General features: G+C 58.2%; 13 protein-coding genes. 2 read left to right on the top strand and 11 right to left on the bottom strand.

Features of this window, described 5'->3' with window-relative positions; translation table 11 throughout:
- Nucleotides 1–25: 25 nt before the first annotated feature.
- The 8 genes from IEX44_RS12755 to galT all read right to left on the bottom strand — a co-directional run bounded on the left by IEX44_RS12755 (nucleotide 26) and on the right by galT (nucleotide 6,760).
- Complete coding sequence (locus IEX44_RS12755) at nucleotides 26–271, bottom strand: acyl carrier protein (protein WP_188695154.1); 246 nt, start codon at nucleotides 269–271, stop codon at nucleotides 26–28.
- A gap of 84 nt (nucleotides 272–355) precedes the next feature.
- Nucleotides 356–616: a phosphopantetheine-binding protein gene (locus IEX44_RS12750; RefSeq protein WP_188694281.1), complete on the bottom strand. Its 261-nt coding sequence runs from the start codon at nucleotides 614–616 to the stop codon at nucleotides 356–358.
- Nucleotides 597–1,379 (bottom strand): lysophospholipid acyltransferase family protein, encoded by a 783-nt coding sequence (locus IEX44_RS12745; protein ID WP_188694278.1) that lies wholly within the window; start codon nucleotides 1,377–1,379, stop codon nucleotides 597–599. The genes IEX44_RS12750 and IEX44_RS12745 overlap by 20 nt, the downstream gene beginning before the upstream one ends.
- Entirely contained in the window at nucleotides 1,376–2,128 is a 753-nt protein-coding gene (locus tag IEX44_RS12740) for a beta-ketoacyl synthase chain length factor (RefSeq protein WP_188694275.1), read from the bottom strand. Before IEX44_RS12740 ends, IEX44_RS12745 begins: the two co-directional genes overlap by 4 nt.
- Before the next feature lie 74 nt (nucleotides 2,129–2,202).
- Nucleotides 2,203–3,420: a cation:proton antiporter domain-containing protein gene (locus IEX44_RS12735; RefSeq protein WP_188694271.1), complete on the bottom strand. Its 1,218-nt coding sequence runs from the start codon at nucleotides 3,418–3,420 to the stop codon at nucleotides 2,203–2,205.
- A 157-nt stretch (nucleotides 3,421–3,577) separates the two neighbouring features.
- The gene (locus IEX44_RS12730; RefSeq protein WP_188694267.1) at nucleotides 3,578–4,552 is read right to left on the bottom strand and encodes an aldo/keto reductase; all 975 of its coding nucleotides are present in this window, start codon (nucleotides 4,550–4,552) and stop codon (nucleotides 3,578–3,580) included.
- Nucleotides 4,553–4,559: 7 nt separating this feature from the next.
- Nucleotides 4,560–5,711, bottom strand: a complete 1,152-nt coding sequence (gene galK / locus IEX44_RS12725; RefSeq protein ID WP_229679053.1) for a galactokinase — start codon at nucleotides 5,709–5,711, stop codon at nucleotides 4,560–4,562.
- Nucleotides 5,711–6,760, bottom strand: coding sequence for a galactose-1-phosphate uridylyltransferase (galT, locus tag IEX44_RS12720; protein WP_188694264.1), 1,050 nt, complete (start codon nucleotides 6,758–6,760; stop codon nucleotides 5,711–5,713). Before galT ends, galK begins: the two co-directional genes overlap by 1 nt.
- Nucleotides 6,761–7,007: 247 nt before the next feature.
- Here galT and IEX44_RS12715 point away from each other — a divergent pair, with 247 nt between their 5' ends.
- Nucleotides 7,008–7,340, top strand: coding sequence for a YnfA family protein (locus IEX44_RS12715; protein ID WP_188694261.1), 333 nt, complete (start codon nucleotides 7,008–7,010; stop codon nucleotides 7,338–7,340).
- A 16-nt stretch (nucleotides 7,341–7,356) separates the two neighbouring features.
- On the opposite strand, the gene IEX44_RS12710 is transcribed toward IEX44_RS12715, so the two are convergent.
- Both IEX44_RS12710 and IEX44_RS12705 read right to left on the bottom strand, forming a co-directional pair.
- On the bottom strand, nucleotides 7,357–7,854 hold the full coding sequence (locus tag IEX44_RS12710; RefSeq protein WP_188694257.1) for a Fur family transcriptional regulator: 498 nt from the start codon (nucleotides 7,852–7,854) through the stop codon (nucleotides 7,357–7,359).
- Between the two features lie 68 nt (nucleotides 7,855–7,922).
- A complete protein-coding gene (locus tag IEX44_RS12705) occupies nucleotides 7,923–8,612 on the bottom strand; it encodes a hypothetical protein (protein WP_188694252.1) in 690 nt (229 codons plus the stop codon).
- 233 nt (nucleotides 8,613–8,845) lie between these two features.
- Here IEX44_RS12705 and IEX44_RS12700 point away from each other — a divergent pair, with 233 nt between their 5' ends.
- Nucleotides 8,846–9,586, top strand: coding sequence for an LOG family protein (locus IEX44_RS12700; protein ID WP_188694249.1), 741 nt, complete (start codon nucleotides 8,846–8,848; stop codon nucleotides 9,584–9,586).
- 94 nt (nucleotides 9,587–9,680) lie between these two features.
- Here the strand turns inward: IEX44_RS12700 and argS are convergent, their stop codons facing one another.
- A complete protein-coding gene (gene argS / locus IEX44_RS12695; RefSeq protein WP_188694245.1) occupies nucleotides 9,681–11,399 on the bottom strand; it encodes an arginine--tRNA ligase in 1,719 nt (572 codons plus the stop codon).
- Nucleotides 11,400–11,452: the final 53 nt, after the last annotated feature.

Below are 11,452 nucleotides of genomic sequence, written 5' to 3'. Positions count from 1 at the left end.
CAAGTTACAGGCGCAAGGCCGAGGCTTAGTGCTGGATCAACTGGTGGACGGCTTCCACCACGTCATTGATCGTGCGCACAGATTTGAAGGCCTCAGGCTGCAGGCGTTTGCCGGTCACTTGCTTGAGTTTCACAATCAGGTCGACGGCATCAATGCTGTCGATATCCAGATCTTCATACAGCCGCGCATCAGGGCTGATGCGGGCGGGATCTGCCTCAAATGACTCGACCAGATCTTTGGCGATCCAGTTGTAGATTTCTTCTTTGGTCATCGTGGTTACGGTGCTCATGGTTTCATCCTTGCTGCTGCTCGCCGTCTTGCCTGCACTTTGCCGGCAATCTGCATTTGTTATCTGTTACTTCGTGCGGTGGCTGCCTACAAACGCAGCAAGTGCGCTGACCGACGCAAAATGACGGCGCGTCTCTTCAGAGTCAGCGGCAAAACTCAGGCCGTATTTCTTTTGCAATGCGACACCCAGTTCCAGCGCATCGATGGAATCCAGGCCCAGACCATCCACAAACAGCGGGGCATCCGCGTCGATGTCGTCCGGGGTCATTTCTTCGAGATTCAGGCTCTCGATGATCAGCACTTTGATCTCAGCGATCAGCGGGTCCATATCTAGCTATCTCCCTCTTGAAAAACTGCTCCAGCCACGTGGTCAGCCAGCGTGCCTGAAGTGCGGGCTCTCCCGTGCCCGCGACTAACGGCTCGACCGCCACGTCATCGAGCACTTCTATGTAAAAGTGCGGGCGATGGGCCGGAGGTCGATACCACTTGCTGCCTTTGGTCAGCGTTTGTTCTGATACGGTGATCACCACAGGAGTGATCACACGTTGGCCGCGGACTGCAATATTGGCAGCCCCGCGTTGAAATCGCATTTCATCGCCGGGTACGGTGCGCGTACCTTCCGGAAACACAATCAAATTGTTGCCACGCTCCATGGAGCCGACAGCATCTGCAACCAGCTCCGGACCGGTGGCATTACTGATATACCCGGCCATGCGCACCGGGCCACCCGTCACCGGATTGCGCCACAGCGCGGCTTTGACCACGCAATCTGGTCGGGGAATCAGCGACATCAAAATCACCACGTCAATCAGCGACGGGTGATTCGCCAGGACCAGCAACCCTTCCCGATCCAGCTTTTCGGCGCCATGAACGGTCAGGCTCATGGCACCTGTCACCTGCATCAACCACACAAACAAACCCGTTGCACCACGGATGAAATGCTTGGCGGTTTTCTCACGCCATGCGCTACGCGGCAATAGCAGCGAGAGCGGAAACAACGTCAGGCCGATCAGTAACCCGCCCAGCCCGAACATGGCAAAGCAAAAACCAAAGAGTGCAGCACGCCACCACCGGGCCAATGCGTTCTTCATGCGCACCTTGCCATCACCCAGCCAGACGTCGTCAGCGATACCCGCGACGCATCCGACAGTACAAAGCGCAGTACGTCTTGTGCATTGGCGTCACGGGCAGCCTCTGCCTCTTGCCAGGACAACACATAGTCATCACCGGGCACCAGAGTCAGCATGATGGCGAACGGCGGTGTTTCCGGTTCTGCAAACGGGCGATACAACGCGGGCAGTGGTTCATCGCAAAATACCAGTCGCACTCGCGGTGCACCATCAGCCACTTGCATGGCCGCTTCAAACAAGCCCGCTTGCGCGGTTTGTGTTCCTGCGGCCAGTGCCATCACCCGCGCAGCGTCTTTGCGGGCAATGGTGTACAAACCTGCCACTGCGTTATGCACAGACATACTGAATGCCTGTGGTGATACCGCATGGCTACGCGCCAGTTCACGCAACAAACCGGTCGATTGCTGGATTTCGCCAAAGCGCGATGCAAACACAATACTGGCCGCATGATCCGCTTCAGATTGATACAACACCTCCAGCGCCATCCGGCCCAGGCGCTGCGCACGACGACGCAGCATGGGCGGCATCCCGGCGACACCTGGTTCAGCACCATCAAGGCTGCGCGCAGGCGCGCCTTGTGCCGCCCAGTCTTGCCAGTCTTGCGCACTGGTCAGATCCGGTGCCCAGGCCGCCCAGCTTTCCAGACCAAAATGCAATGCATTCACTACCGACCCATCCATGCCCAAGATCGCACCGCGGTCATATACCACGCGGAAAATCCATTAAAAAACATGATGCTGCCGCGAAAAAAGCGCGCCCATGCTGCCATAGCCCGCCGTTCTACTCAATACTGCAGCCCGTCTTGCAGTTTGCGCTGGTGCGACGCCTGCAAGAGGCCAGCCAGTGGCCCTGTCATCAACGTCGTGACAAAGGCCATCAACACCATCGCGGCAAAGACGGGTGCCGTGATCAACCCCAAGTCCATACCGATATTCAAAATCACCAGCTCCATCAGGCCACGGGCATTCATCAGCACGGCCACGAGTGCAGAGGTACCCGTAGTGCACCCCGTCATGCGGGCGCCGATGAATGCGCCACCCGCCTTGCCAACACAGGCCGCGCCGATCACCGCCGCCACCAACAGCACGTCGGTCATGCCAGCCAACTGCAAATGCGTACGCAACCCTGTACAGGCAAAAAACAACGGCAGCGCCCAGACCATGGGTCGCGCAACAAGGCGCAAGACTTTGGGCACCAGAGTCGGATGCCGTGGCATGACGACACCAGCCAGGAATGCACCCAGCAACATATGCAGACCCAGGTGATCAGCCAACCAGGCAAAGCTGATCAGTACTATCAGGCTCGTGATCAGATAAACCCGCAATGAGGGTTGCCACTGCACCCATTTTGCCAGGGCCGGACGGACCAGCCAAAGCATGAATCCAACCCAGGCCAGACCCAGCAAAATGGTGGGCAACTGACCCGCGCCGGGTTGGCAGAATATCAGCACGACGGCCAGCAGTAGCCACATGCAGACGTCGCTGAATACGGCCGCGGCCATGGCAATGCCACCAGCCTCGGTGCCCAGCAGGTCCTTTTCACGCAAGATCCGGGCCAGTACCGGCAACGCTGTCATGCTAAGCGCGGTACCGGTGAACAACACAAAGGCCAATTGTGGCACCTGCCCTTGCGCATAGCGTGGGTACAACCAGAGTGCCAGCACGCAACCCAACGAAAATGGCAGCACGATACCGGCCAGGCTGACGGTGATGACCGTCCACTTTTGCCGGCGGATCACGCCTGCCTGTTGTTCCAGTCCCAAAGAAAACATGAAGACGGCAATCGCCGCCTGGCTAATCGCACTTAGCGCGGCCATGCCTTGAGGCGGAAACAACCAGCCCGAAACAGAAGGGGCCACTGCGCCCAGCACGGATGGCCCCAGCAGCAAGCCGGCAGCCATCTCGCCCACCACACGTGGCTGGCCGCAGCGACGCGCCGCCCAGCCAGCAGCAAGGCAAGCGGCAATCACAACAATGATCTGCAAAGGTAAGAGCAAGAGCATAGCGCGGCCGTCGGCGTGATGAGCAAATCATGCAATTTGAGAGCGCCGCAGTATATCAGAAGGCGACTTACGCCTGACTCGGCGCTTGCCGACAGGACCTCATCCGACCCGACCGCAGGGTCTGCCCATCTCACTGGCCTGTTATTCTTACGCCCGCTCAATCAGCCTGCGCGAGGATGGATTCGATCTCTTTGAGTTCGTCCGCCGTAAACGCAGTGTGAGCCAGCGCGGCCAGATTGTGTTCGATCTGCGCCACACGGCTGGCACCGATAATCGCCGAGGTCGCGTTGCGCAGTACCCAGGCGAGGGCCATTTGCGCCAAGGATTGGCCGCGTGCTTGCGCCAATACATTGAGCTGCCGCGCCTTGGCCACGCGTTGTAGGACTTTTTCCGGCGTGAGAAAGGGGCTATCTGGGTCCATAGCACGCGAACCCGCCGGCAAACCGTCCAGATAACGATCAGTCAGCACACCTTGCGCCAGCGGACTGAACGCAATCAATCCAATGCCTTCGGTCTTCAGGTAATCCACCAGACCACCTTCCACCCAGCGCTCGAACATGGAATACCGCGCCTGATGAATCAGGCAAGGTGTACCCAATTGCTTGAGTGCGCTGACTGCCGCAATAGTCTGCGGCAACGTGTAGTTGGATAAACCCACGTAGCGCGCCTTGCCCTGGCGTACGGCGGCATCCAGCGCCGCCATGGTTTCTTCCACGGGCGTTTCAGGGTCCGGACGATGGGAGTAAAACAGATCCACGTGATCAAGCCTCATACGCTGGAGACTTTGATCCAGGCTGGCCAGCAGGCTTTTACGACTCCCCCAGTTACCGTACGGTCCTGGCCACATCACGTACCCAGCTTTGGTACTGATGAAGAGTTCGTGCCGATGGCCGCGCAAGCTGGTAGAGAGGACCTCGCCAAACCGGGTTTCGGCGCTGCCCGGAGGCGGGCCGTAATTGTTGGCAAGGTCCATATGCACCACGCCCAGATCAAGGGCACGGTGCAGCATGGCCCGGATATCCACCATGGCGCGGTTATCGCCAAAGTTATGCCATAAACCCAGCGAAACGGCCGGCAGTTTGACACCGCTGTGGCCGCAACGCCGGAACAACACGTCCGGGCTAATGCTCATGCGTAACTCACAGTTCGCTGGCGCCAGCGCTGGCGTGGCAGACGTAAGGCTCGGCCTGTAAACCTTGTGCGTTACGGTAATGCGCAGCAACTGCCGCCTTGACGTCTTCGACCATGGCATCTGGCACCAGCGACACCACGCACCCGCCAAAGCCACCACCCGTCATGCGCACACCGCCAGCCGGACCAACCACTTGCTTGACGATGTCGACCAGCTCATCAATCAACGGCACGGTGATTTCAAAGTCATCGCGCATGGACACATGCGACTCCGCCATCAGAACGGCCATGCGGGTCATGTCGCCACTGGCCAGCGCCGCTGCGGCATCCAGCGTGCGCTGGTTCTCGGTGATAATGTGATGCGCACGGCGGAACACCACCGGATCGATCTTGCCCACTGCCGCCTGCAACTGGCCCAGCGTCACATCACGCAAAGCCTTAGCGCCGAAGAACGCTGCGGCTTCTTCACACTGGCGACGACGCGTGTTGTATTCACTGCCCACCAGACCACGCTGGATGCGCGAGTTCAGAATCAGCACCGTGTAACCGGCAGGCATGGACACCGAACGCGTTTCCAGCGATCGGCAATCGATCAGCAAGGCGTGGTCGGGCTGGCCACTGGCAGAAATCAGTTGATCCATAATGCCGCAGTGGCAGCCTACGAATTCATTCTCTGCCTTTTGGGCATTTAACGCGTTATCTGCAGGTGAGAGTTCCAGCTCGTATGCTGTTTTGAATGCCTGCCCCACCGCGACCATCAAGGAAGCGGAAGAACTCAGGCCGGCCCCCTGCGGGATATCGCCACTGATGACCATGTCCATGCCACCAAACTGGTAGCCGCGTTTTTTCAGATAAACAATCGCGCCACGCACATAGGTGGCCCAGAGCATGTCTTTGGCCTGATCGACCTCGCCATCCAGCGAGAACATGTCCACCTGGTTTTCATAATCAGCGGCCACCACGCGCACGGTATTGTCGTCACGCGGAGAACACGCAATGGCGGTGAAATGGTTGATGGCGCACGGCAGTACAAAACCATCGTTGTAATCAGTATGTTCACCAATCAGGTTAACCCGACCTGGCGCTTGCACAATGTGCCGCGGCAGCACACCAAATGTTTCAATGAAACGCGCATTCACGCGCATATCCGGACCAGACATCACAGCCCCTTTTCGTTTTGCAGATAATGCACTTCAGATAATTGCTGCAGACGTGCAGCCGCTTGTTCGGGGGTTATGTCCCGCTGGGTTTCCGCCATCATTTCATAGCCAACCATAAACTTGCGCACAGAGGCCGAACGCAGCAAGGGCGGATAGAAATGCGCATGCAGTTGCCAGTGCACGCCATCGTTTGCCGCGCTGGACGGCGCGCCGTGCCAGCCCATTGAATACGGGAAAGACGTATTGAAGAGGTTGTCGTAGCGCGTGGTCAGCTTCTTGATGATCACGGCCAGATCTTCTTTCTGGATGGTGGTGAGTTTATCCAGATGGGTAACGTGTGCTTTAGGCGTCAACAGGGTCTCGAACGGCCACGCAGCCCAGTACGGCACAACGGCAATCCAGTGCTCGGTTTCGACCACGGTGCGGGTGCCATCGGCTTGCTCACGCCGGATGTAATCAAGCAGCATGGGCGTGCCGTGTTCGGCAAACCAGGCCGCCTGATGTTCGTCCTCAGCGGCCACTTCAGTTGGCAAGAAATTACTGGCCCAGAGCTGACCATGCGGGTGCGGATTGGAGCATCCCATCGCCGCGCCTTTGTTCTCGAAGACTTGTACCCACTCCCAATCTTGCGAGAGCTCGGCGACTTGCTCGCACCACGTGTTGACCACATAACCCAGATCATCCAGCGAGAGTTCCGGTAGTGTCTTGCTGTGATCAGGAGAAAAACAAATCACGCGAGCCAGACCGCGCGCTACGCCGGCACGAAACAGCGGGTCCTGGTTCTCCGGCGGCGCCGGTGTGTCGTTCAGCAAAGCAGCAAAGTCATTGCCGAACACATAGGTGTGTTTGTAGTCGGGGTTGTGTTCACCCGAAACGCGCTGATTGCCAGCGCACAGGTAACACGTGGGATCATGTGCAGGACGGGCTTCAATGACCGGCGCATCCATCTGGCCTTGCCAGGGGCGCTTGGCCCGATGCGGAGAAACCAGCACCCACCGCCCGGTCAGCGGGTTATATCGGCGATGCGGGTGATCGACGGGATCAAACATCAATACTCCTGAGCTTTGGGTTGCCGACAGCGCGTGGGCCAGGGCCGGCAGAATCGTTCATCATGCCATGCTCGGGGCATGACCGGACTGGCATTGTAGCGCCTTCCAGACCAGCATAGATATTATTACTAATAAATTAGTTTTCGTATGGACTCAAGCCGGTAGCCATATGGACAAAATTGCTACAAATACTCAGTCAAACCGCTTCATATATAGATAATTACGCCATTACCCGGATGATATTGTCATGTTCGCACTGAAAACACTGACCTTGTTTGTCGTGACCGCACTGGCGGAAATCCTGGGCTGCTATTTACCCTGGCTATGGCTGCGGAAAGGTGCCCCAACGTGGTTATTGATCCCCGCCATCATCAGCCTGGCTGCCTTTGCGGGTTTGCTCACCCTGCATCCGACAGGCGCAGGACGCACTTACGCGGCATACGGTGGCGTGTACGTGATGATGGCTATTGGCTGGATGTGGGCAGTAGAAGGCGTGCGCCCGGATCGCTGGGATGCCATCGGGGCGCTGGTGTCACTGGCCGGCATGGCCATTATTTTTTTCGCGCCACGAGGGACGTAACGCGCGGGATGTGCGATCAGTGATCGTGGCCGTGATGGTGTCGGTGCGGCGCCATGTTTTCATGCACGCAGGTGGCACCAGTCGCCTGGCATTCGTTGCAGTAGGCCTTGACCTCAAGGTGTTGAGGGACCGCCCCAAACCCGTTGTCAACCAGAATGCCCTTGAAGAACGCCGCGTAGGTGTCGCCCCGCGCTTCAGCCACCTTGCCGCAACACGGACAAATGATGAACAGCGTTTCATGCGTATGGTCATGCTGCTGGCAGGCCACATAGCCGTTCACGACCTCCAGCCGGTGCACCAGCCCTTCGGCCTCCAGGAACTCCAGCGCCCGGTAAATGGTGGGTGGCGTCAGCGAGGCCGTTTCAGGCCGCAGCGCCTCCAGCACGTCGTATGCCTTGCTGTAGCCAGGCTGCTCGACAATGTGTTCCAGCACCTGGCGGCGGATGGTGGTCAATCGCGTGCCGTGTTCACGACAGCGATCTTCAGCGTAATCCAGAAATTCTTGTGTATTCATGAGCCTGCCAGACCAGAACGGGCGCACCGGCGCGCCCGTTGATGGTTGATTTTAACCCGGTTTATCACTCAGGGCGCCAGCGGCTTGATCTGTACATCCGCCTGGCCACCGCCTTTGTCATACGCAGGTTCAGAGGAAGTCGCAGACTCCGGCGCAATGGTGGCTGCCGCAGGAGCGCCGCCCGGGCAGTTCACGCCAGCGGTATTACAATTGATCAAGGTGAACGAGTTCCAGTCTTTGGACAGCCCTTTCACCTTGCCGCTCATACGCAGCAACGCGCCAGTGGCCGGAGCATACGTCAGCGCGGATTCTTCTTCGTACTGGTTTTCACTTTGTGCGCCAGTCACCTGATGATTGATTTTCACATCAACATCCATATCCTGCCCGCCACTGGTGACATATTTGGGCATGGCGTGATAACGCAACTGACCAGTACCCATACCGTAGCCACCCTTGCCGGTGAAGTCGATCACCAGCTTGTCTTTCCAGTCACCGCCTGGCAATGACTTTGGAAAATACGTCGGCGCAACGGTGTTGGAACGCGGGCTGTCGAACAGGAAAGTGGCGCAATCACCATCAGCGCGCCAGAACCAGTAATTGCCCATGTCCACGGTTTGAACGTTCAGATAACTGGTGCGAGGTGCCTTGTCAGAGCTGAGTACATCGCAACGCAGGCGTTGAACGCCGGTGCCGGCGGCCCAGGCGCTAGCCACAGGCAACAGCAACAAGAACAAGGTGCAAAGCTGGCGCATCTTCATGTTTGATCCCGTAGAACAAATTGAGCGAAAAGGGGTATTGAGTCCCGCGCCATTGTATCGCGTCGAAATAACTTCACCCACCGTGAGAGAGTGACATTTTCCCGATGCCACGCCCATCCGTTTGAAAGGCCTTTGAAAGCTGCCCTGATGCCGCTAGACTGGCCCTTCCCTTGCCGGCCAACACCGGCAGCCAACAGACCGGGTGACGCCGGCGCAGATCGTTACAGGACATCATGATCAATCCCAACAATAAACCCGTCGGCGTGGTCGATGACGCCGAAGCCCTGCGTATTGTTTCAGACGCGGTTCTCAAGCTGTGGGACACGGTGGATGACCTCTCCCGCCTGCGCCCGGCCCATACTGACCAATACCACGTCACCATTTTCGGCTCTGCCCGTATCCAGGAAGACACACCCTCTTATGAAGCGGTAAAACAACTGGCTTCGCAGTTGGCAGCCATGGGTTGTCGCATTGTTACGGGCGGTGGTCCTGGCCTGATGCAGGCGGCCAATGAAGGCGCGCGCCAGGCCAAACCAGACGACCCCGATGCATCCGTAGGCATCCGCGTTGATCTGGATTTCGAACAACATGTGAACGACTTTGTTGGCCGCGCCTATGAACACAAAACGTTCTTTTCGCGCTTGCATCACTTTGTTCAGCGCTCCAACGCGTTCATTGTGACCGAAGGCGGTATTGGCACGCTGCTGGAACTCTCGATGGTCTGGCAACTCTTGCAAGTGCGCAAACTCTACGACACGCCGCTGATCCTGATTGGCGATATGTGGCACGGCCTGGTGGACTGGGCCAGCCTGAATATGGTCAGCAACGGCGCAGGCCTCGCCGGAGAACGCGACATGCAGATTCCGGTAGTGGTCGACAGCATTGAAGACGCCGTGCAATTGATCCGAGAACATCACGCCAACTGGCTGGAAGTCGGCAAAGCACTGGATCCGGTCTCGGCTCACACGCCCTGAACCACCTGGCCCGAGACCAATCTCAATCCATCAACGCAATAAAAAACGGCCGGTAATCCGGCCGTTTTCTTGACTGCAACCTGGGGCACCAGTCTTACATTTCTTGCAGCACTTCGATCCCCAACAGCGACAGGCCCGTTTGCAAGGTACGTGCCGTGGCGGCACACAAACGCAGGCGACTGGCGCGTGTTGCACCTTCGGATTTGAGCACCGGGCAGGCATCGTAAAACCGGCTGAAACGGGTTGCCAGGGTATACAGATATGCGCACAGGAAATGCGGTGCGGTTTCTGCGGCGACTTGTTGCAGCAGTTCTGGTAACTGCGCCAGGGTCAGCGCCAGTGCGTGCTCTGCCGGGTCAGCCAGATGCAGCGCAGCGTTAGCGTCTACCTCACCAGCCTGGCGGAAAATGCTGGCGATCCGTGTATAGGCATATTGCAGGTATGGCGCGGTGTTGCCTTCAAAGCTCAACATGCTGTCCCAGTCAAATACGTAGTCGCTGGTGCGATGCTTGGCCAGATCGGCGTAGCGGACAGCGCCAATGCCAACGGCATGCGCAATCGTGCGGCGCTGGGCTTCAGGTAGATCAGGGTTCTTGCTGGTCACCAGATCAAAGGCTCGGGTTTCAGCTTCGTCCAGTAGTTCCACCAGTTTTACAGTGCCGCCAGAGCGCGTTTTGAAGGGCTTGTTGTCTTTGCCCATCATGGTGCCGAATGCCACGTGCTCCATTTGCATTTCAGGGCGGGCAAAACCGGCCTTGCGTGAAACGGTGAACACTTGCTGGAAATGCAACCCCTGGCGCGCATCGACCACATACAGCACGCGGTCAGCATGCAGCACGTTGTTACGGTAACGGACGGCCGCGAGATCGGTCGTCGAGTACAGATAGCCGCCGTCCTGCTTCTGGACGATATACGCCGCCGGCTCGCCTTCCTTGTTGCGGAATTCTTCCAGGAACACCACCTGGGCGCCTTCGCTGGTCGTCAGCAGGTTTTTGGCCTTCAAATCGGCGATGACATTGGCCAGGTCGTCGTTATAGGCGGATTCGCCCATCACGTCGTCCTCAGTCAGCTTCACGCCCAGTTGCTTGTACACGGCGTCGCAGTGCGCGAGCGAAATCTCGCGGAAACGCTCCCACAGCGCCAGCACGCGCGTGTCACCCGCTTGCAGCCGTACGACGTAATCCCGTGCGGTATCGGCAAATGCCGGGTCTTCATCAAAGCGACCCTTGGCTTCGCGGTAGAAGGTTTCCAGATCATGCAGTGCCATTTCGGCCGGTTTGCTGGACTCTTGCTCAAACAAGTACGCCGTCAGCATGCCAAATTGCGTACCCCAGTCGCCCACGTGGTTCTGACGGATGACCTTGTTGCCCATGAACTCAAACACGCGCGCCAGTGCGTCGCCAATGATGGTCGAGCGCAAGTGACCAACGTGCATTTCCTTGGCCAGGTTGGGCGAGGAGAGGTCAATCACGACGGTTTCGGGATGCGACACGCCCGCGCCCAGACGCACGTCTTGCTGGCCGGCGACTACGCGGCTGGCGAGGAACTCATCAGACAGGGTAACGTTGATAAAACCAGGGCCGGCGATCTCCAGTTTGCTGGCAATACCAGCCAGATCAAGGTGTTCCAGCACGCGGGCGGCCAGTTCTCGCGGATTGGCTTTCTGAGCCTTGGCAACGGCCATCACGCCGTTGATCTGGTAGTCGCCAAACTCCGGCCGGGAGGCCGGTTGCACTGCCGGTTGCGCGTCTGGCGCACCAATGGCGGCAAACGCGGCGGCGGCACGCTGCGCGAGAAGCTGAAGCAAAGTCATGGAGCGGATTCCGGAATAGAGAGAATGCGAAACGTTGCATTGTAGCAAACTGC

Source organism: Silvimonas amylolytica (genome assembly GCF_014645555.1).
GTDB lineage: Bacteria > Pseudomonadota > Gammaproteobacteria > Burkholderiales > Chitinibacteraceae > Silvimonas > Silvimonas amylolytica.
Note: the sequence above shows the minus strand (reverse complement) of the source record. Positions and strands in the feature narration are given on the sequence as shown.